The organism is Microbacterium jejuense (genome assembly GCF_019511665.1).
Lineage (GTDB): Bacteria > Actinomycetota > Actinomycetes > Actinomycetales > Microbacteriaceae > Microbacterium > Microbacterium jejuense_A.
In genome coordinates this window covers 1-20,443 of the sequence record NZ_JAEUAW010000004.1, presented here as the reverse complement: position 1 = coordinate 20,443, position 20,443 = coordinate 1, and the positions used below count along the sequence as shown (strand labels likewise).

21 protein-coding genes are annotated in these 20,443 nt (G+C 70.9%); 9 read left to right on the top strand and 12 right to left on the bottom strand.

Annotated elements, in window-relative coordinates; translation table 11 throughout:
- The first annotated feature begins 66 nt into the window (after positions 1–66).
- Positions 67–885, top strand: coding sequence for a class I SAM-dependent methyltransferase (locus JNB62_RS06040; RefSeq protein WP_220299977.1), 819 nt, complete (start codon positions 67–69; stop codon positions 883–885).
- Positions 886–1,046: 161 nt separating this feature from the next.
- Here the strand turns inward: JNB62_RS06040 and JNB62_RS06035 are convergent, their stop codons facing one another.
- The 4 genes from JNB62_RS06035 to JNB62_RS06020 form a co-directional block, all read right to left on the bottom strand.
- Positions 1,047–2,159, bottom strand: a complete 1,113-nt coding sequence (locus JNB62_RS06035) for an FUSC family protein (protein ID WP_220299976.1) — start codon at positions 2,157–2,159, stop codon at positions 1,047–1,049.
- Positions 2,160–2,166: 7 nt separating this feature from the next.
- Complete coding sequence (gene ygfZ, locus JNB62_RS06030; protein WP_220299975.1) at positions 2,167–3,273, bottom strand: CAF17-like 4Fe-4S cluster assembly/insertion protein YgfZ; 1,107 nt, start codon at positions 3,271–3,273, stop codon at positions 2,167–2,169.
- A complete protein-coding gene (locus JNB62_RS06025; RefSeq protein ID WP_220299974.1) occupies positions 3,273–3,875 on the bottom strand; it encodes a nitrobindin family protein in 603 nt (200 codons plus the stop codon). Before JNB62_RS06025 ends, ygfZ begins: the two co-directional genes overlap by 1 nt.
- Positions 3,876–4,027: 152 nt before the next feature.
- The gene (locus JNB62_RS06020; protein ID WP_220299973.1) at positions 4,028–4,318 is read right to left on the bottom strand and encodes a hypothetical protein; all 291 of its coding nucleotides are present in this window, start codon (positions 4,316–4,318) and stop codon (positions 4,028–4,030) included.
- 154 nt (positions 4,319–4,472) lie between these two features.
- On the opposite strand from JNB62_RS06020, the gene JNB62_RS06015 reads away from it, so the two are divergent.
- The 7 genes from JNB62_RS06015 (at position 4,473) to pstB (ending at position 12,725) form a co-directional block, all read left to right on the top strand.
- A complete protein-coding gene (locus tag JNB62_RS06015; protein WP_141893816.1) occupies positions 4,473–5,171 on the top strand; it encodes a response regulator transcription factor in 699 nt (232 codons plus the stop codon).
- Positions 5,172–5,258: 87 nt separating this feature from the next.
- Positions 5,259–7,424, top strand: coding sequence for an RNA degradosome polyphosphate kinase (locus JNB62_RS06010; protein ID WP_220299972.1), 2,166 nt, complete (start codon positions 5,259–5,261; stop codon positions 7,422–7,424).
- Entirely contained in the window at positions 7,421–8,359 is a 939-nt protein-coding gene (locus JNB62_RS06005; RefSeq protein ID WP_220299971.1) for an NUDIX hydrolase, read from the top strand. Before JNB62_RS06010 ends, JNB62_RS06005 begins: the two co-directional genes overlap by 4 nt.
- Before the next feature lie 161 nt (positions 8,360–8,520).
- Positions 8,521–9,651, top strand: a complete 1,131-nt coding sequence (locus JNB62_RS06000) for a phosphate ABC transporter substrate-binding protein PstS (protein ID WP_220299970.1) — start codon at positions 8,521–8,523, stop codon at positions 9,649–9,651.
- 156 nt (positions 9,652–9,807) lie between these two features.
- Complete coding sequence (pstC, locus tag JNB62_RS05995; protein ID WP_220299969.1) at positions 9,808–10,827, top strand: phosphate ABC transporter permease subunit PstC; 1,020 nt, start codon at positions 9,808–9,810, stop codon at positions 10,825–10,827.
- A complete protein-coding gene (gene pstA, locus JNB62_RS05990; protein WP_220299968.1) occupies positions 10,824–11,927 on the top strand; it encodes a phosphate ABC transporter permease PstA in 1,104 nt (367 codons plus the stop codon). Before pstC ends, pstA begins: the two co-directional genes overlap by 4 nt.
- Positions 11,928–11,945: 18 nt before the next feature.
- Positions 11,946–12,725: a phosphate ABC transporter ATP-binding protein PstB gene (gene pstB / locus JNB62_RS05985; RefSeq protein WP_220299967.1), complete on the top strand. Its 780-nt coding sequence runs from the start codon at positions 11,946–11,948 to the stop codon at positions 12,723–12,725.
- Positions 12,726–12,735: 10 nt separating this feature from the next.
- Here the strand turns inward: pstB and JNB62_RS05980 are convergent, their stop codons facing one another.
- The 6 genes from JNB62_RS05980 to JNB62_RS05955 form a co-directional block, all read right to left on the bottom strand.
- Positions 12,736–13,623 carry an aminodeoxychorismate lyase gene (locus JNB62_RS05980; protein WP_220299966.1) on the bottom strand — a complete coding sequence of 296 codons (888 nt, stop codon included), beginning with the start codon at positions 13,621–13,623 and terminating at the stop codon, positions 12,736–12,738.
- Between the two features lie 423 nt (positions 13,624–14,046).
- Positions 14,047–14,877: an endonuclease domain-containing protein gene (locus JNB62_RS05975; protein ID WP_220299965.1), complete on the bottom strand. Its 831-nt coding sequence runs from the start codon at positions 14,875–14,877 to the stop codon at positions 14,047–14,049.
- Positions 14,878–15,193: 316 nt separating this feature from the next.
- On the bottom strand, positions 15,194–15,832 hold the full coding sequence (locus tag JNB62_RS05970) for a DNA-directed RNA polymerase subunit beta (RefSeq protein WP_220299964.1): 639 nt from the start codon (positions 15,830–15,832) through the stop codon (positions 15,194–15,196).
- Positions 15,833–15,931: 99 nt separating this feature from the next.
- A complete protein-coding gene (locus JNB62_RS05965; protein WP_220299963.1) occupies positions 15,932–16,339 on the bottom strand; it encodes a VOC family protein in 408 nt (135 codons plus the stop codon).
- Between the two features lie 52 nt (positions 16,340–16,391).
- Positions 16,392–16,739 (bottom strand): helix-turn-helix transcriptional regulator, encoded by a 348-nt coding sequence (locus tag JNB62_RS05960; RefSeq protein WP_220300276.1) that lies wholly within the window; start codon positions 16,737–16,739, stop codon positions 16,392–16,394.
- A 98-nt stretch (positions 16,740–16,837) separates the two neighbouring features.
- Positions 16,838–17,455, bottom strand: a complete 618-nt coding sequence (locus JNB62_RS05955; protein ID WP_220299962.1) for an anti-sigma factor domain-containing protein — start codon at positions 17,453–17,455, stop codon at positions 16,838–16,840.
- A 155-nt stretch (positions 17,456–17,610) separates the two neighbouring features.
- On the opposite strand from JNB62_RS05955, the gene JNB62_RS05950 reads away from it, so the two are divergent.
- Entirely contained in the window at positions 17,611–19,044 is a 1,434-nt protein-coding gene (locus tag JNB62_RS05950; RefSeq protein ID WP_220299961.1) for a serine/threonine-protein kinase, read from the top strand.
- Between the two features lie 11 nt (positions 19,045–19,055).
- Here the strand turns inward: JNB62_RS05950 and JNB62_RS05945 are convergent, their stop codons facing one another.
- Positions 19,056–19,832, bottom strand: a complete 777-nt coding sequence (locus JNB62_RS05945) for an anti-sigma factor (protein ID WP_220300275.1) — start codon at positions 19,830–19,832, stop codon at positions 19,056–19,058.
- Complete coding sequence (sigK, locus tag JNB62_RS05940; RefSeq protein WP_220300274.1) at positions 19,832–20,434, bottom strand: ECF RNA polymerase sigma factor SigK; 603 nt, start codon at positions 20,432–20,434, stop codon at positions 19,832–19,834. The genes JNB62_RS05945 and sigK overlap by 1 nt, the downstream gene beginning before the upstream one ends.
- Positions 20,435–20,443 lie beyond the last annotated feature (9 nt).

Sequence of the window (20,443 nt, the reverse complement as noted above, 5' to 3'; positions counted from 1 at the left end):
CCATGTTATCGGCGCCTCCCACCGGCCACCGGGGCTGTGACGGCGGCCTGCTGGCATCATGGAGACATGGCGCGCGGACCGGTCGGGCAGATCACGCGCGGCACCACCGGCACCAACCGGCTGCGCCGCATCGACCGGTGGATCGCCCGGCACCCGGCGCTGCGACGCGCCGACGATCCCCTCGTGGTGGACCTCGGCTACGGCGCGAGCGGCGTCACCGCGTTCGAGCTGTTCGCGCGCCTGTCGCGGGCCCGCCCCGACGTCGAGGTGCTCGGACTGGAGATCGACCCCGCGCGCGTCGTCAGGGCACGCGCGCAGCTGGACGACGTGCGGGCCGGTGCCACGCCGTTCGCCGCGGATTCGCGCGTGTCGTTCGCGCGCGGCGGGTTCGAGGTGCCCGTGCCGGGCGGCCGGCGGCCCGCGATCGTGCGGGCGATGAACGTGCTGCGGCAGTACGACGAGTCCGAGGTGGGCGCCGCGTGGGCCGCGATGGCGGGCAGGCTCGCGCCGGGCGGGCTGCTGGTGGAGGGCACGTGCGACGAGATCGGGCGCATCGCCACGTGGGTCGCGATCACGCCGGACGCGGAACCCCGGTCGCTCACGTTGTCGCTGCGCCTCGCGGGACTGGAGCACCCCTCCATCGCGGCCGAGCGCCTGCCCAAGGCGCTCATCCACCGCAACGTTCCGGGCGAGCGTGTGCACGCGTTCCTCGCCGCGCTCGACACGGAATGGGGCCGCGCCGCGAGCGTCTCGCCGTTCGGCGCCGTCCATCGCTGGCGGACCGCACTGGCCGCCGTGCAGGCAGCGGGCTGGCCGCTCCAGGAGCGGGCGCGCTGGCGCCTGGGCGAAGTCACCGTGCCGTGGAGCGCCGTCGCCCCGCGCTGATCCCCACGGGCGGCGCCCGCCGCTCGCTGAGATCAGGAGATCTCGCGCAGACAGGAGGATTCTGCCCAGAGCGACCTGCGTCGGCGAGATCTCCTGATCCGGCGAAGTGGTGGCATCGGAATTCGGGATGCCGCGGCCCTCACACCGTGTGAGACCACCGACTACACACGCGGCAGGACCGCGCGTGCTTCGTCGCCGGGCATGCCGGTCGCGGTCAGCAGGTCGACGGCGAGGGGGCGCAGCGCCGTCACGAGGTTGAGCTCGCTCTGGGTGCCGTCGGGGAGGATGGCCGCTGGGTCGAGGCGCGCCGCCACCGCCCGGACCGCCTCGCGGGCGACGGGCTGCATCGCGATGTCGTCGAGGCTCTCGCCGACGAGGGCGGCGGCGCGCATCAGCTCGGCGAGCAGTTCGGCCGGCACGGGGCGCCGCTCGCCGTCGTCGCAGAGGTAGACCGCACGGCGGGCGACGACGCGCAGGTTGCGCGTGGCGAAGTCCATCGACGTCAGCACGGTGTGATGGCGCCGCAGCTCCGCCCGCTGGGGCCGCAGCCACGGCGAGAACCCCGCCACGGCGAGCCCGGAATCCAGCGACGCCCGCCACTCGTCGATCCGTGGCGCGATGCCCCGCGCCTTCTCGAGCCCGCGCGTGGCCCGCATCGCGTCTCCGCGGCGCAGCGCCTGCACGATTGTCCGGGCGGCGTCGTCGGCCGCCGCGAACACCGCGTGACCGTCACGCGCCTCCTCCCGGCGCGGGTTGCGCGGGATGAGCGCGGTCACCACGAGCGCCGCGATCCCGCCGACGATGCCGTCGACGAGGCGAGAGAAGGGCTGCGACGCGGGCAGCGACATCACGATGCAGGCCTGGATGCCGGCCATGATCGCGAACGGCGGGTACGGCGACAGGAAGCGCGCGACGAACAGCGTCGCGGCGAGCGCCAGCGCGAGCTGCCACCAGCCGGGCCCCACCACCACGACGAAGCCCTCGGCGACGAGGATGCCGACGAGCATGCCCACCACGGTCTCGAGCACGCGCCGGGGACGCGCATCGCGCACGAGTCCGAGGCTGGAGATCGTGACGGTGGCCGCCAGCAGCGGCGCGGGATGCCCGATGAGATAGTGCGCGAACGCCCACGCCGCCGTCGCCGCGACCACGATCTGCACGATCGCGATGGCCGATCCCCGCACGCGTGCCAGCTGGGGACGCAGGTCGAGGCGTGCGCGCCAGCCGGTCGGCACCGCCTGCGTGATCGGGGTGGTCGCGCCGTCGCCGCTCACGACGGGCCTATTGCGCCGCCTGGCGGCGGCCGAGCCGCGGAATGCGCGGCACGTTCGCGGTGGCCCCGGCATTCGGCGGAACGACGACCTCCTGGGCCGCGGCGACCGGTCCGTCGGCCGTGTCGACCGTCAGCGCCGCCTCGACCGGGGTCGTCCGGCGCACGATCGCCAGCGCGATGGGCCCCTCCTCGAAGTGCAGGGCGGCAGACGTCACACGCCCGACCTCGTCGTCGCCGACGCGGACGGCCGCGCCAGGCTCGGGCAGCACGCTCCCCGAGCCGTCGAGCTGCAAGGCCACGAGGCGACGGGGCGGGTGCCCGAGGTTGTGCACCTTGGCGATGGTCTCCTGACCGCGGTAGCAGCCCTTGTCGAGGTGCACCGCGGTGCGCAGCCAGTCCAGCTCGTGCGGCAGCGCGCGCTCGTCGACGTCGGCAGACCAGCGCGGGCGCCACGCCGCCACACGCAGCGCGTCCACGGCCGCCAGACCCGCGAGCGACAGCTCGCCGCGAGCGGCGGCATCCGCGATCCGGGCCTCTTCGTCGCGCGTCACGATCGCCTCGGACCAATCGCGATCGGAGCCGGGGTGCGGGTCGACGGGTGCGTACGCCCAGCCGCCGGGCGTCACGTCGGGCCAGGGGTCACGCCACACCAGCGGCAGCCCCGCGGGCGCGGCAGCCGCCACGGAGGCCGCGAGCGCAGCCGCGGTGCCGCCGATCACCGCGTACTCGTCGGCGATCCGCGGGTCGACGCGCAGGCGGAACCGCATCTTGCGCAGCCAGTCGTAGAGCCCCTCGGCGTCGGCGCGATCGGCGATCAGCCACGTCGTCTCGCCGTCGTCGAGGACGGATGCCGCATGCTCGACGTGCCCCTGCGGATCGAGGATCAGCAGCTCGGTGCCGACGCCGGGCTGCAGGCGCGCCAGTGCCTGCGACGACAGGGAGTCCAGCCACGTGAGGCGGTCCTCCCCGGGAACGGCGATGACGGCGCGGTCTGCGCGCGGCGCCACGGCGCTGCCGGCGGCGAGCCGCCGCTGCTCGGCGAGCGGGCTGCCGAGGTGCTGCAGCCCCGCCTCGTCGACGACGGCGCCGGGCACGGCCGCGAACACGCCGGCCATCAGTCGGCCTTCGCCAGGCGCGCCGACGCGTGGGCGCCGAGCTCGAAGCCCATCGCGGCGATGTCCCAGGCCCACAGCAGGTGGTTGTCGACGAGACCGTACATGCGCGTCGCCGCCGCGTAGGCCTTCGCGCCCGCCGGACGCACCACCGCATCGGTGGCGATGTCGATGCGCGGGCCCTTGATCTGGCCGAGGTACAGCTCGCTCACGCCATCGGCGTGCACGAGCGCGACCTCGAGATCGAATCCGCCGTCCGCGTTGCGCAGGGCCTCGATGTCATCGGCGGTGCGGACCACGGGGGGCGCCAGCGGCGGCAGCAGCCCCGGTCCCGCGTCGGCGTCGGTCGCCGTGCGGGCGAGCCGCCAGAAGCCGAGCTCGGCGACCAGCCGCGTGCGCTTCTCGGGGTCGGCCGGGTCGTCGATCCAGGCCTCGGCGGAGTAGTTCAGATAGTCGCCGCCGTCATGGCTGAAGCTCACGCGGTGCGTGAACTCTCCCGTGTAGGCGTGGTCGCCGTAGTCGATGACGCCGGTGCCCTCCCACACGCCGAGGAGCCACGACAGCGGAACCAGCTCCGCAGGCAGGTCGGTCGGGATCTCGAGCACGACGCGACCCGTCAGCGCTGGCCGCGGTACAGGTTCTTGACGACCACCACGGAGACGAACACGATCGACAGCGATGCGAGTCCGAGCAGGCCCACGAAGAACAGTTCGAGCGCGACGGTATCCATGAGGGGAAGTCTAGTCGCGACGCGCACTCATCCGGGCACGAGCGCGGCCAGCCCGAAGCCGAGGCTGATGACGCCCATCACGAGCGCGGCGCCGAGGACGCCCGCCGCGACCCGTTCGGTGAACCCCGCCGCGCGCCCCGTCCACAGCTGCACGGCGAACGCCGCGATGAGGCATCCGCCCAGTCCCACGCCCAGCCACGCGGCGCGCCAGTCGGGCGCCGAGAAGATGCCCACGGCGATCGCGATCAGCGCCGCGAGGACCCACACGGCGACGATGCCGCCGAAGGTGCGGCGAGGAGCGAGTTCTGGCACGGCCACCAGGCCATCATCCCCCATCCCCCGCACCGGCGCACCAGACGGCTCGCGCACGCCGCCTCGCGGGCCGGTGCGACGACCCTCGGCGAAACGAGGCGCGCCGCGCGCTCTACACTGGGGTTCGCGGCGTGCCCCCGCGCGCCGGGAAGGCGTTCCTTTGGCTCAGCTCCTGGTTCTCAGTTCCACACACGGCGGCGGTCCCGTCCTGCCCTCGCTCGAACTGCTGAGCCACCGCGTGCGCCAGATCCCCGCCGAGCCCGCGCAGCTGGTCAACGCGCCGAGCGCCGACATCATCATGGTCGATGCCCGTGTCGACCTCGTCGGCGCCAAGTCGCTGTGCAAGATCCTCAACACGACCGGCCTCGACGCGCCCCTCCTGCTGGTCGTCACCGAGGGTGGGCTGACCGCCGTGTCGCCGGACTGGGGCGTCGACGACGTCATCCTCATGACCGCCGGACCCGCCGAGGTCGACGCGCGCATCCGCCTCGCCGTCGGGCGGCAGTCCGCCGAGCAGGTCTCGACTCGCGTGCAGACGTCGGGCATCACGATCGACGAGTCGTCGTACTCCGCGAAGGTGCACGGCAAGCCGCTGGACCTCACCTACAAGGAGTTCCAGCTGCTCCACTTCTTCGCCACCCACCCGTCCCGCGTCTTCACGCGCGAGCAGCTGCTCAGCGAGGTGTGGGGCTACGACTACTTCGGCGGCACGCGCACCGTCGACGTCCACGTCCGGCGCCTGCGCGCCAAGCTGGGCGACCTCGAGCAGCTCATCGGCACCGTGCGCAACGTCGGGTACCGCTTCAACGTTTACGAGGACGAGCCCGAACCCGCCCCGCGCGAGAAGACCGACGCCTGACGCCCTCCGGCTGCGGAGAGTGGATGCCGGGCGCCCGGCATCCACTCGGTTAACCCTCCGGTCACACGACCCTGCAATGATGAGGGGATGATCGAACCCGAGGTGCTCGACACCGGGCTGGGAGATGCGGACGACGACGACTTCGACCTGTCGGAGGAGTTCGACTCCCAGCTGCCGGACCACCGCTACCTGGACCGCGAGCTCAGCTGGCTCGCCTTCAACCAGCGCGTCCTCGAGCTCGCCGAAGACCCGAACCTGCCCGTGCTGGAGCGCGCCAACTTCCTCGCGATCTTCGCCAGCAACCTGGACGAGTTCTTCATGGTGCGGGTCGCGGGACTCAAGCGCCGCATCATGACGGGACTCGCCGTTCCGACGAACATCGGCACCTCGCCGGGCGACGTGCTGGCAGAGATCTCGGCCGAGGCGCACCGCCTGCAGCTGCGCCACGCGAACGCGTGGATGAACCTCGTGATGCCCGCCCTCGCGGACGCCGGCATACAGGTGGTCTCGTACGACTCCCTCGACGAGGCCGAGCGCGCGCAGCTGTACGACTACTTCCAGGCGCAGGTGTTCCCCGTCCTGATGCCGCTCGCGGTCGACCCGGCCCACCCGTTCCCGTACATCTCGGGCCTCTCGCTCAACCTGGCCATCCGCATCCGCAACGCGCGCACGGGCCGGCAGGAGTTCGCCCGCCTCAAGGTGCCGCCCATGCTCCCCCGCGTCGTCGCGCTGCCGCCGGTCGGAGGCACGGTGCGCTACCTGCCGCTCGAAGACCTCATCTCGAACCATCTCGATGACCTCTTCCCCGGGATGGAGGTCCTCGACCACCACGCCTTCCGCCTCACCCGCAACGAAGACATGGTCATCGAAGAGGACGAGACCGAGAACCTCATCCAGGCGCTCGAGGCCGAGCTGCTGCGCCGCCGCTTCGGCCCGCCGATCCGCCTCGAGATCACCGACGACATGGACGGCGTGACGCTCGACCTGCTCATCAAGGAGCTCGACATCACCGAGCAGGAGGTCTACCGCCTGCCCGGACCGCTGGACCTCCGCGGGCTGTTCGACCTGTCCCGCATCGACCGTCCCGATCTGCATTTCAAGCCGCACCTGCCCACGACGGCGCTGGCGTTCCAGCCGGGCGACAACAACGAGCGCGCCGACATCTTCGCTGCGATCCGCAAGGGCGACGTGCTCGTGCACCACCCGTACGAGTCGTTCGCGACCAGCGTGCAGGCCTTCCTCGAGCAGGCCGCCAAAGACCCGCACGTGCTGGCCATCAAGCAGACGCTCTACCGCACCTCCGGCGACAGTCCCATCGTGGAGGCGCTGATCAACGCCGCCGAGGCCGGCAAGCAGGTGCTCGCGCTGGTCGAGATCAAGGCCCGGTTCGACGAGGCGAACAACATCGTGTGGGCGCGCAAGCTCGAGAAGGCCGGCGTGCATGTCGTGTACGGCCTCGTCGGCCTGAAGACCCACTGCAAGCTGGCCCTGGTCATCCGCGAGGAAGGCGGCGTGCTGCGCAGCTACAGCCACGTGGGCACGGGCAACTACAACCCCAAGACGAGCCGCATCTACGAGGACTTCGGCCTGTTCACCGCCGACGACCAGGTCGGCCGCGATCTCACGCGCCTGTTCAACGAGCTGAGCGGCTACGCGATCGAGAAGAAGTTCAAGCGCCTCCTTGTCGCCCCGCTGCACCTGCGCAAGGGGCTGCTGCGGCTCATCGAGAAGGAGCGCCGCTACGCCCTGGCCGGAAAGCCGGCGAGCGTGCGCATCAAGGTCAACTCCATGGTCGATGAGCAGATCATCGACGCCCTGTACCGCGCCAGCCAGGCCGGTGTGAAGGTCGAGGTGTGGGTGCGCGGCATCTGCGCGCTCAAGCCCGGCGTCGAAGGCATGAGCGAGAACATCACGGTGCGCTCGATCCTGGGCCGCTACCTCGAGCACTCGCGCATCTTCGCGTTCGGCGGCGACGGCGAGCCCGTCGTCTACATCGGCAGCGCAGACATGATGCACCGCAACCTCGACCGCCGCGTCGAGGCCCTCGTGCGCGTCTCGTCGCCGGCACACGTGAAGGAGCTCGACGACCTCTTCACCCTCGCCATGAGCGACACGACGAGCTCGTGGCACCTCGGGCCCGAGGGCGAGTGGGTCCGGCACCACCAGGACGCCGACGGCAGGCCGCTGCTCGATCTCCAGGACCGCACCATGACCAACGTGCAGCGCCGCCGGCGGGCACGGGCGGTGCGATGACAGAGACCGCGGTGTACGCGGCGGGAGGCGTGGTCTGGCGCATCGTCGACGACAAGCTGCGCGTGCTCCTCATCCACCGCACGAAGTACCGCGACGTCACGCTGCCCAAGGGCAAGGTCGACCCCGGCGAGATGCTCGCCGAGACGGCCGTGCGCGAGATCCACGAAGAGACCGGCATCCGCGTCTCACTCGGCGTCCCCGTCGGCGTCTCGCGCTACCGGCTGCCCAGCAAGCGCACCAAGATCGTCCACTACTGGGCGGCGGAGGCCACCGACGCCGCGATCCGTGCCAGCGACTTCGTGCCGAACAAAGAGATCGCGGCGCTCGAATGGGTCACGCCCAAGAAGGCGATCTCACGCCTGAGCTACCCGGTCGACGTCGAGATCATCGAGAACTTCCTGCGTCTGGTCGACGAGGGCGTGCTGCGCACGTTCCCGATCGTCGTCCTGCGTCACGCGAAGGCCGTCGCGCGCGAGGAATGGGAGGGGAAGGATGCCGCCCGCCCGCTGACTGCGCGAGGCCGCAAGCAGGCGCGGGCCATCGTCGGGCCGCTGCGCGCGTTCGGCGTGCGCCGCATCGTGTCGAGCCCGGCCGTGCGGTGCGTGAAGACCGTCGCCCCGCTGGCCGAAGCCGTCGGCCGCAAGATCGACACGACCAAGCTCATCAGCCAGAACGCGTGGGAGGACGGCCGGTCGGACGCCCGCACCGTCATCGGGGAGCGCGTGCGCTCGCGCAAACCCGCCGTGCTGTGCAGCCACGGTCCGGTGCTCCCCGACATCCTCAGCGAGCTGGCGCTCGCCACCGGCACGCTGCGCGGCTCGTACCTGGGCAGCGCCTCAGCGCTCGAGTTCGGGGCATTCTCGGCCGTGCACCTGTCGGTCGACAGCCCCGGATCGGGCATCGTCACGATCGAGACGCACGTGCCCAAGGTCTGACGGCACCCCCAGCGCACCTCTTCCCGTTCACCTTCCGTTCACCCGCGCAGCGCAGTCTCTTAAGAGTCCGAGCCTACGTTTCAGAGCGAACCCCGCACCGGGATTCGTACCCGCAGGCCTGCACCAGGCCTCATATCCCTGACACGTGAAGGATTCACACAGTGAAGATCTCTCGCCTCGCCCAGGTGGGCGCCGTCGCCGCGATCGCGGTCCTCGCCCTCGCAGGCTGCTCGTCGACGCCGTCCGACAGCGGCTCTGACGGCGGCAGCACGCCCACTCCCTCGGAGTCGGGCGTCGCGGTCGAGCTCGACTCGAGTCTGACCGGCACCATCACGGCGGGCGGCTCCAGCGCTCAGGCCAACGCCCAGGCCGCGTGGACCACCGCCTACAACGCCACCGTCAGCGGCGTCACCATCAACTACGACAAGTCGCAGGGCTCTGGCGGCGGCGTGACCAACTTCCTCAGCGGCGCGTACGACTTCGCCGGCTCGGACTCGCCCCTCTCGGACGAAGAGACCGCGAGCTCGGAGGCGCTGTGCACCGAGGGCGGCGTCAACATCCCCGTCTACCTCGACGGCGTCGCCATCATCTTCAACATCGACGGCGTCGACAGCCTCAAGCTGAGCGGCGAGACGATCGCGAAGATCTTCAACCTGCAGATCACCGACTGGTCCGACCCGGCGATCACCGCCGACAACGGCACGGCGCTGCCGGCCGGACCGATCACCACGGTCGCCCGCTCAGACGGCTCGGGCACGACCGCCAACTTCACGAACTACCTCTCGGCCACGCAGGCCGAGGCGTGGCCGTACGAGGCGGGCAAGAACTGGCCCGTCGCCGGCAACGTGTCGCTCCAGAAGGGCGGCTCGGGCGTCGTCGACACCGTCAAGGCCGGCACCGGCACCATCGGCTACGCCGACCACTCGGCGATCGGCGACCTGAACGCGGCGGACATCGTCGTCGACGGCACCGCGATCCCGTTCAGCCCGGAGGCCGTCGCCAAGACGTTCGAGGTCGCGGCCACCGACGCCTCGAACGGCGTCGAGGGCGACCTCTCCAAGCAGTTCGACTACTCGAAGCTCACCACCGAGACCTACCCGATCCCGCTCGTCTCGTACGCCATCACGTGCACGACGTTCGCGGATGAGGAGCAGGCCACGCTGGTGAAGTCGTACCTCGGCTTCGTCGCGTCGACGCTCGGCCAGCAGGTCGCGGCGAAGAACGCCGGTTCGGCTCCGCTGCCGGACTCGATCCTCGAAGAGGCGCAGAAGACCATCGACGCCATCAAGTGATCCACGTCGGTCCGTCCGCCCAGGGACTCCTGGGCGGACGGGCTGAATTCCGTCTCCGGCACGACCGGCGGCGGAATTGAGCCGTAATCCGACAGCCAGCCCGAAGCACCCGGAACCCGACAGGAGCTCCTCCAATGCGACACCGACGGACCCGTCATGGCTGACACGATCAGCCCGCCCGCGCCCGCCGCGTCCCGCAGACGATCCACCCGCCGTGTCTCCGACACCGTGTTCCTCGGACTGTCGGCCACCTCCGCCGTCTCGATCATGGTCATCCTGGCCGGCGTCGCGATCTTCCTCATCATCCAGGGGCTTCCGGCGATCACGGCGAACTGGGCCGACAACAAGGACCTGAGCTCGATCCAGAACCCCGCCCAGGTGCCGTGGACGAGCTTCTGGGAGTACGTCGGCCCGCTGCTGTGGGGCAGCGTCTTCTCGGCGCTCATCGCGATGGTGCTCGGCGCGCCGGTCGCGATCGGCATCGCCCTGTTCATCTCGCACTACGCCCCGCGCCGCATCGCGGGCGCGCTCGGCTACATCGTCGACCTGCTGGCGGCCGTCCCCTCGATCGTGTTCGGCCTGTGGGGCATCGCCGTCATGCGCCCGTTCCTGCTGCCGCTCTCGGACTTCCTCAACCAGTACTTCGGCTGGATCCCGTTCTTCGCCGGCCCCGTGTCGAGCACGGGATCCACCATGCTCGCCGGTGGCGTCGTGCTGGCGGTCATGATCCTCCCGATCGTGACCTCCATCACCCGCGAGATCTTCCTCCAGACGCCGCGCCTGAACGAGGAGGCCGCGCTGGCGCTCGGCGCCACGCGATGGGAGATGATCCGCCTGGCCGTGCTGCCGTACGCCCGCAGCGGCATGATCTCGGCGACCCTGCTCGGGATGGGGCGGGCGCTCGGCGAGACGATGGCCATCGCCCTGATCATGTCGCCGTCCGTGCTGTACTCGCTGCTGATCCTCACCGACGGCTACAACTCGCAGACCATCGCCGCCAACATCGCACTGAACTTCCCCGTGGCCACCGAGATCCAGCGCTCGGCGCTGATCGGCACCGGTCTGATGCTGTTCGTGATCTCGTTCGCGGTGAACATGCTCGCGCGCTTCATCATCGGCGCGCAGGGGCCGAAGACGGGCAGCAAGCGCCGCCGCAAGGAAGGAAAGGGCGCATGACCGCGACCATGACCCCCTCGACTCCCAAGGTGCGCCAGCCCGTTCAGCTCACCGCCGGGCACCTTCCCCGCTTCATCGAGCCCATGCTGCTCGCCGGCGTGGCGGTCCTCGTCGCCCTCGTGATGTTCGTCCTCACCCAGACGCTCAACATCGCCGTCTGGCTCGTGATCACCGCGGTGCTGTACCTGATCGGCATCGCCATCGCGGCGTCGATCGTCGAGAGCCGCCGCAAGGCGATGGACCGCGTCGTGCGCGGCGTGGTCACCGCGTTCTTCGTCCTGGCGGTCGCCCCGCTCATCTCGACCCTGTGGACCGTCATCGCGCAGGGCGCCCAGATCGTGGACTGGCAGTTCATCACCTCGGTCGCGGCATCCACGTTCGATCCCGCCACGCTCGAGGTGACCAGCACGCCCGGCGCGCTGCAGGCGATCGTCGGCACGCTGATCATCACCGGCATCGCGGCGCTCATCTCGGTGCCGATCGGCATCCTCACGGCCGTCTACCTCACCGAGTACGCCCTGCCCAGCAACCCGCTGCGCCGCACGATCACGTTCCTGGTCGACGTCATGACCGGCATCCCCTCGATCGTCGCGGGCCTGTTCGCGTTCTCGCTGTTCAGCCTCATCGTCGGCCCGAAGGCGTTCAGCGGGTTCTCGGCGTCGATCGCCCTGTGCGTGCTCATGATCCCGATCGTCGTGCGCTCCACCGAGGAGATGATCCGCCTCGTGCCGCAGGACCTGCGCGAGGCCTCCCTGGCGCTCGGCGTCCCCAAGTCGGCCACGATCCTCAAGGTCGTGCTGCGCACCGCCGCCAGCGGCATCGTCACCGGTGTCGTTCTGGCGATCGCCCGCGTGGTCGGCGAGACGGCGCCGATCTTCATCGCAGCGAGCTTCACCGACAACTTCAACGCCAACCCGTTCTCGGGTCCCATGCAGACCCTGCCGGTGATGGCGTACACGTCGTACAGCTTCCCCTCGAAGGACATCGACGCGTCGCAGGCCCAAGCGTGGGGCGCCGCCCTGCTGCTGGTGATCCTCGTCGTCATCTTCAACCTCATCGCCCGCCTCGTCGCGAAGCTGTTCGCGCCGAAGACCCGCTAGCCCGAAAGGCCACCCCAGGTGTCCAAAAGCATCGAAGTCAACGACCTGAACGTCTACTACGGCGACTTCCTCGCCGTCGAGGGCGTCTCGCTCTACGTCGAGCCGCGCAGCGTCACCGCGTTCATCGGCCCTTCCGGCTGCGGCAAGTCCACGTTCCTGCGCACCCTCAACCGCATGCACGAGGTCATCCCCGGCGGCCGCGTCGAGGGCCAGGTCCTCATCGACGGCACCGACCTGTACGGCGCGAACATCGACCCCGTGCTCGTGCGCCGGCAGGTGGGAATGGTGTTCCAGCGCCCGAACCCGTTCCCCACGATGTCGATCAAAGAGAACGTGCTGGCCGGTGTGCGACTGAACAACAAGCGCATCTCCAAGTCCGACGCCGATGCCCTCGTCGAGCAGTCGCTGCGGGGCGCGAACCTCTGGAACGAGGTCAAGGACCGCCTCGACAAGCCCGGCGCCGGTCTGTCGGGCGGCCAGCAGCAGCGTCTGTGCATCGCCCGCGCCATCGCGGTGTCGCCCGAGGTGATCCTGATGGACGAGCCGTGCTCGGCGCTCGACCCGATCTCGACGTACGCGATCGAAGAGCTCATCGGCGAACTGAAGAACGACTACACCGTCGTCATCGTGACCCACAACATGCAGCAGGCGTCGCGCGTGAGCGACAAGACCGCGTTCTTCAACATCGCCGGCACGGGCAAGCCCGGCAACCTCATCGAGTACGACGACACGTCCACGATCTTCACGACGCCGTCCGTGCAGGCGACCGAGGACTACGTCTCCGGCCGCTTCGGGTGATCGCGCGCGGTCAGTCGCGCGGGCTCAGCAGGTATCGATTGAAGGATGCCGTCAGCCCGGCGTCGACCGCGAGCTCGAAGTCGTCGATCGCCGTGATCGGGGCCGCCAGGCGCACGCTCGACACCAGCCATGCGGCATCCGCTTCTCTGAGGGATCGCGTCGGCAGCGTGGCGTAGCCGGTCTCGAAGCCCTCGGACTCGAGGTGCGCGAACAGGCTCAGCTGCGTCGTGCCGTGGAGGATGCCGCCGTTCGGGGCCGGTGTCACGAAGCGGCCGTCGATGCGGGCGATGAGCGACGCCGTTGGAGCTTCGAGCACGAAGCCGTCCGACGTCACGAAGACGGCGTCGTCGGCCCCTCGACGCCGCGCTTCGCGAAGGGCGGCCATGTTGACTGCGTACGAGAGGGTCTTGGCACCGAGCAGGAGCCACGGCGCCGTGGCGGGCGTGTCGATCCCGTAGCCGCGGTCGAGCGTCACGACCCGCACGCCGCGCTCTCGGGCGCTCGTGTTGTCGGCCGCGGCGGCGACCGTGACCCACGCGGTCGGGGCGGGACCGTGCTCGACGCCGCGGCTGAGGATGAGCTTGATGACACCCTCCCCCTGCTGCGGCGCATGGGTCGCGGCGATGGTCACCGCCTGCCGCCACTGCTCCAGGTTCGGCGCCGGGAGGTCGCAGATGCCGGCCGAGTGAGCGAGCCGCTCCAGGTGCGCCTGCGTCTCCTGGGGGTGCCCGTCGACGACGCCGATCGACTCGAAGATCCCGTCGCCGCGCTGCGTGCTGAGCTCGCCGACACTCAGCGCCGGCGCCGAGGGATCGATCGTGCGGAAGGTTCCGGCGAAGTCCGGCCCCTCATCCTCGGGTCCGACGGGCTCGATCACGAGCGCGAAACGCAATGCCATGCCCCGAGCCTAAGCCGTCGGGAATGCCAGGCCCCCGGACTCGGTTACACTGGATCGGCCGGGCCGCAGTAACCCCGGGCTCCATCTTCTGCCGCTGCGAGCGGCCTTGCGCCGAGAGGCGTTCTGCGGCCCGGCACTTTCATGCCCGGGTGCCGAGTGCGCCGCTCACGCGAAGCGAACAGGCACCGCAGCGTTCTGCGGCCCGACCGCTTTCGCACCGGGAGTTCCGGGCGCGGCTCGGGGCGCCCGGTCTCGCAGCTCGATCGCTTCACGCGGATCCGCTCCTGCGGACCGTCAGCGCGACACGCCGTGTGTGGATGCCTCAGCCCGGCGTTTCGGGAGGGACGTCCGCTCACGCGGATCCGATTCTGCGATCGGGGTGAGTTCCCGACGGGTCCCCAGTCGCGTCGGCGAAGGTCGCGATCACCGAGCGACGTGCAAGCCCCGGTCGATATAGGCGAGGACGGCCATCTCGACCGTCTCCCAGTCGTGGACGACGAGAGGGTAGTCGAACCGCAGCGTGACGTATCCCCACGCTGCTGCGTTCGCGTCGCGGACCAGGTCCTTGTGGCGATGCGACTCGTCGTCGTGGTTCGGCACGCCATCGACCTCGACGATCAGAAGATCGCCGATGATGAAGTCGACTCGGCCGACCGACGTGACCCTGACCTGCGTGCGCACCGACAGCCCGTGCGGTCGGAGCCGCCACCGGAAGAGCGACTCCAGGCCGCTGTCGGCATCATCGCGCGAGAAGTCGATGGCGTCACGTGCCGCCGGGCCGACGGCCTGGCGCAGCCACGTCAGCCCGGCCGCGTCGATGACGCTCTTGCGGCGTGCCGACTCCAGAGTCACGAAGAACTCCTCGAGGCCACGGCACAGGAGGATCTGCCGCAGAATCCGCGGAACACTCGGCATCCCGAAGGCATCCGCGCTGGTGCCGTCATCCCAGTGCGGAGTGCAGTGGCAGTCGAGATGCGGGTAGGAACGCCCGTGCGCCCGCACCCACACGTGCACCGATTCCTCGTGCTCGAGCACCCAGAGCCCGAGGTGCGCCGCAGCCGAAACGCACGCCAGTGCGCCGCCGTGCGCGCCCGCGCCGGCGACGGCGGCGCACGCTCCGACCCGGGCGTACACACCACGGCGGAGCACGCGCAGTGATCCCGACGCCACCTCCTGCTTCACCGCACGGGCGGTACTGCCCCCTGCGATCAGCTCACGGAACGCCACGACGGCGGGTTGGTCGACACTGCACATGGGTTCAGACTGCGGCCGCCGGCATCCCTTCCCGGCTCCGTTGCCGCAATCCGTGCACAAGTCATCAACGGCGATGCCTGGGGAGGAAGGACGCTGCATCCTCGGATCCGCTCAGGCGGAGCTCACGCGCGACACGCCGGGTCGGGATGCCGTCGACCCGGCGAGTCATGCGGAGCCACCGCTTGCGCGGATCCGATTCTGCGGTCAGCCGCGGGCCGTGCCGCAGAACCGGAGGCTTCCAGCACCCCGGGCTCCCAGCACCCCGGGCTCCCAGCACCGGGCTCCCGCAGTCCTGGACGACGCGGGGACCGACGCCTCAGGTCAGGGCGTCGCGGCGCCACAGGGCGGCGCACGCCGAGAGGTCCGAGGCGTAGTCCGACAGGCGCAGGGCGCGCGTCGTGAACGCGGATGCGCGCTCGGGCTCGGTGTTCTCGTAGTCGTCGGCGACGTGCGTGGCGCCCGACGCCTGCACGCGGCAGAACGCGGCGGCGCGGTCGAGCGCGACGGCGAAGTCGCCCTCGAACAGGCCGCGCAGGATGGTGTCGACGAGGGCGACGAGCTCCTCGGGGCCGGCAGGCGACGGAGCGCCCGCCACGACGTCGTCGGCCGAGGCGAGTTCGGCACGGCCGCGCTCGTAGAGGAGCGCGGCCGTGCGCGGGTCGTCGTGGATCATGAGCTGCACGAGGTAGAGCCGCCACAGCGCGCCCGGGAGGCTCCGCGACGGCGAGCGCGACCACAGCTCGGCGAGGTCGTCGATGCCGTGCTCGTCGGTGAACGCCACGAGGCGGTCGATGGTCCCCGCGTCGGGGTCGGCGCGCACGCGCGCCAGCAGAGCGTGGGCGGTGGTGTGGGCGACGCGCGAGACCTCGGCCGGGTCCTCGGCAGAGAACGTCCGGTCGAAGAGTTCTGCGGGCCGGCGGACGGGTTTGTGGAACTCACGGGACGAATCGCTCATCCCGTCCAGGCTACCCGCCGCCACGAGCACCCGCTCGGGCTCCGGCGCGTCCGCGCCCTGCATCGCGGCGATCCACGGCAGGCACATGTGCGTGCCCGATCAGACCTGGTTGATGCGGATGTGGTTGCCCGCCGGGTCGCGGAACGCGGCGTCGCGCGGTCCCCAGCCCTGCTCCTTCGGCTCCTGCAGCACCTCGGCGCCGAATGCGCGCAGCTTCTCGAACGTGGCGTCGAGGTCGGTGGTGGTGAACACGTAGGGTCCAGGACCCGATCCTTTGACCACGAGTCGCTGCAGGGCGTCGCCGTCCTCGGGCGAGCGCCCGGCCGTGGGGTCCGACACGACGAGCGACAGTCCGGGCTGCCCGGGGAATCCGAAGCTGACCCAGCGGTGGCCGTCGTAGGCGACGTCGTTGACGACCTCGAGGCCGAGGCCGTCGCGGTAGAACGGGATGGCGGCGTCGACGTCGTCGACGGTGATGGGGCTGTATGCCAGTGCGATGTTCGTCATGCTGCCACGCTACGGACACGGGCAGACGCGCGCTTCTCCGATCCTGCTCGGTTCAGACGTAGCGCGTCGGACGCGTGAGGATCTTCGCCACGCACAGCGGCATGGCCTCGGCCGCGTCGTGCGGGCGCGCCCTGTACGACGACGGCGTCTCGCCCACGATCTCGGTGAAGGTCGAGCTGAACGACCCGAGCGACGTCGCGCCGACCGCCGTGCACGCGTCGGTCACCGACGCGCCGTCGCGCAGCAGCGCCATCGCGCGCTCGATGCGGCGGGTCATGAGGTAGGCGTACGGCGTCTCGCCGTAGGCGGCCTTGAACTCGCGAGAGAAGTGAGCGGGCGACATCAGCGCCTTCGCGGCCATGGTGGGCACGTCGAGCGGTTCCGCGTAGTCGCGGTCCATGAGGTCGCGGGCGCGACGCAGGTGCGCGAGCGTCTGCGTCGTCTGCGCGGGTGCGGTCTTCTGCGGGGCGGATGCCACCCCCACAGGCTACCGAAGCGTCACTGCGTCGGGATGCTTGCGACCGTGTCGCCGAGAGGCCGGTCAGCCATGTCGTCGGCCCGCTCCACCGTCACGATGAGCGCCTCCGCCGGCTTCCAGTCGACGACCACGAGGGTGGCCGAGCCTGCGGCGTCGACGCCGAACGTGCCGGCTTCGACGGGGTCGCCGTCGCGCACGATCCACGCGGCGAGCGTCTGCGCGTCATCGAGCTCGGGGAGCCGCTGCGTGGTCAGGACGAGCAGTCCGGCATCCGCCGACCATCGCGCAGTCGCGATGCCGCCGCCGACGACCTTGACCGTCGCGGAGGCGGCGTCTGCCGCGTCGTCAACCTGTGCGAGAGCGGCCGCCTCCGGCGAGAGGTGGAAGCGCTCGTTGATGGTCGCGACCGCGAACCCGACCCCGGTGAGGACGACGAGGGATGCCGCGAACCCGCCGATCACACGGTTCCAGTTGCGGCGGCTCTGCGCCTGGACGGTGATGGTGTCGGTGGTCGGCCCAGGGCCGGGCGCGGGAGCGGCGGCAGCCGCCTCGGATGCCGGCACATCGGGAAGCGGCGGCAGCTGCGGGGCGGCGCCCTGAGCTGCGGCATCCCTCTCTCGCGCGTCGTCCCCCGTCATGCTTCCAGCATGCCGTACACCGCTCGTCGCAGCCTGGGAGGTCGCCCCGCATGCCTCACGTCGCGGCTCACGTCAAGGCCCCTGACCGTACGACCCCTCGGACCTACGGTGGAGGGGTTCAGGCGAACCCCGCTCTCGCCTGGGCGGGGAGGATCATGACGGACTTGCGCGAGTCGGCGGACCTGTCGACCGGTGAGCTGCTCGACGACCGGTATCTGCTGCGGGAGCGGATCGGCGAAGGCGGCATGGCGAGGGTGTACCGCGCCGACGACATGCATCTGCACCGCTCGGTCGCGGTGAAGGTGTTCCGCGAACCCACCGACGGCATCGACTCGATCGAGCGCGCCTTGTCGGAGACGACGCTGCTCGCATCGCTCAGCCATCATGCCCTCGTCACGGTGTTCGACGCCCGCATCGGCCAGGGCGCCGTGAGCTACCTGGTGATGGAGCACGTCAAGGGCATCACGCTGCGGGACCTGATCGACCGCGGACCGGTCGATCCGCGGGTCGTCGCATCCATCGCCATCGACATCGCCGAGGGGCTGCACGTCGCGCACGACCACGGAGTGGTCCACCGCGACATCAAGCCGTCGAACGTGCTGCTGGCGGCATCCCCTCGCCCGGGGTGGGAATGGCGCGCGAAGCTGGGCGACTTCGGCATCGCGTATCTGACGGACTCCGCGCGCGTGACGACCCCGGGGGTCATCGTCGGCACGATGGCGTACGTGGCCCCGGAGCAGGCGCGCGGCGTCGCGCCGGCGCCGGCTGCCGACATCTACGCCTTCGGCCTGCTGCTGATCGAGGCGCTGACGGGAGAACGTCCGTTCGGCGACCTGGAGGGTATCGGCACCGTGATGGCGCGGCTCTCGGCGGCACCCGAGATCCCGGCGTCGCTGCACCCGTCCTGGCAGGGGTTGCTGCGCGGGATGACGGCGATGCGGCCCGATGACCGCCCGACGGCGCTCGAGGTCGTGCAGGCGGCCTCGCGCCTGGCGGCGATGGAGAACGCGCTCGCCCGCGAGAAGGCGGACCCGTCGACCGCACCCTTCGCCGTGCCCTCCACGGGCCCGACGCAGATCTTCCCCCAGGTGGCTCCCGCCCCACCTCCCGACGGATCCGGAGCGCTCCGCCGCGACGCCCGCGTCGCCGTCATCGGGCCTGGAGACTCCCCGAAGCCCGAATCCGAGCCCGAGTCCGGATCGACCGTCGTGGGTGCCCCAGTCGTCCCGGACGACGCGCGCAGACCCTCGCGCCGTGCTCTGGTGATCGGCGTGGTGCTCGCGGCGCTGCTCGCCGTCGGTCTGGCCGTCGGGACGCTCGGGCTGGCGAACAACTGGGCCGTGATCCCCGAGCCGGTGCCGACCTCGCCTGCCCAGGAGGTCACGCCGATGCCGACCGAGGACGCGCCCGCCGAGGAGGAGCCGGCGAACGCGCCCGCCGAGGACGCGCCTGCCGAGCAGGTGCCCCCGCCTGCCGACACCACCGGCGACAACGGCGGAAGCAACAGCGGCCCCGGCAACAACAACGGCAACGGCAACGGCAACAGCGGCCCCGGCAACAACAACGGCAACGGCAAGGGACGCGGCTGACCGCCGCCCGCTCACGCCGTCGGAATCGCCAGGATCGGGTCCGATGACGGCTCCCCCGTCGGCGAACCGCCCTGTGGCTCGACGGTGACCGCGATCACGTCGCCGGGCTCCATCGCGCCGTTCAGGAGGGCGGCCGTCGTGCCGGACGCCGGTTCGAACGTCCCGGCCGGGAGGGGTTCGCCGTCACGGACGAGCCACAGCTCGAAGGTCTCGTCCTCGGCGATCCGAGGGAGCCCCTCCGTCACGACGACGGCCTTGCCGACGGACTCCGACCAGTGGGCTGTCGCACTGCCCCCGTCCGCGATCTCGCCCGTCGCCGAGCGGGCGTCGGGTGCCTCCTCGATCTGCTGCAGCGCGACGACGGCGGGCGGGCGATTGACGTAGTCGCTGATCAGCGCGGCGCCGACGCCCAGCGCGACGAAAAGAGCGACGGATGCCGCCAGCGCGAGGATCCCGCGCGTCCAGCGCCGCGGCGCACGCCGCACCGGGGCGACGGGAGGCTCCGAGCCCGCAGCGGGGGCGCGCGGAGACGGCGCCGATGTGCCGGACCCCTCCTGGGCCTGAGGAGTCGATGTCAGGCGTGACAGCAGCTCCGCACGGACGGCCGGCGGGGGTACTACCCCAGGCACGGCGTCGGCGAGCGCCGCAGCCGTGGCCGCATCCGCCTCCACCAGCTGCTCCCATTCGGGGTGCTCACGACGCGCGGCCTCGAACGCCTCGAGGTCGGCGGGCGACAGCGCGCGAAGCGCGGCGCCGGCCGCCAGCTGAGCGAACTCCTGCTCGTCCATCACGCGTTCACCCCCATCTCTGCTCTCAGGCGCGTCAGCCCGTCTCGCATCCTCGTCTTGACCGTGCCGAGCGGTGCCCCCACGAGCGCCGCGATCTCGCTCTGACTGTAACCGCCGTAGTACGCGAGGGTCAGCGCCTCCCGCTGGGCGTCCGGCAGCGCCGACAGCGCCGCCGTCACCCGGCTCCCCTCGACACTCAGCTCGACCTGCTCCGCGACGCCGTCGAACGGCACCTCGAGATCTCGGAACCCGGCGCGCACATCCCGGTCGGCGCTCGCCTGCGACGACCGCACCCGATCGACTGCTTTGCGGTGGGCGATCGTCAGCACCCAGGATCGTCCCTGCCCTCTGTTCGGAGCGAACCGCGAAGCGGATTGCCACACCTCCAGGAACACCTCCTGCAGCACCTCCTCGCTCTGCGCGCGGTTGACGAGGACCCGCAGGATCAGGCCGAAGACCCGCGGCGCGAGCAGGTCGTACAGCCGCGCGAAGGCGGTCTGGTCGCCCCCGGCGACGCGTTCCAGCAGCTCCGCGACATGATCGACGGGGACCGCGCCGTCCTCCGGCACGTCGATCCCGTCGATGACCATGTCCCCCAGCATGCCCCACCC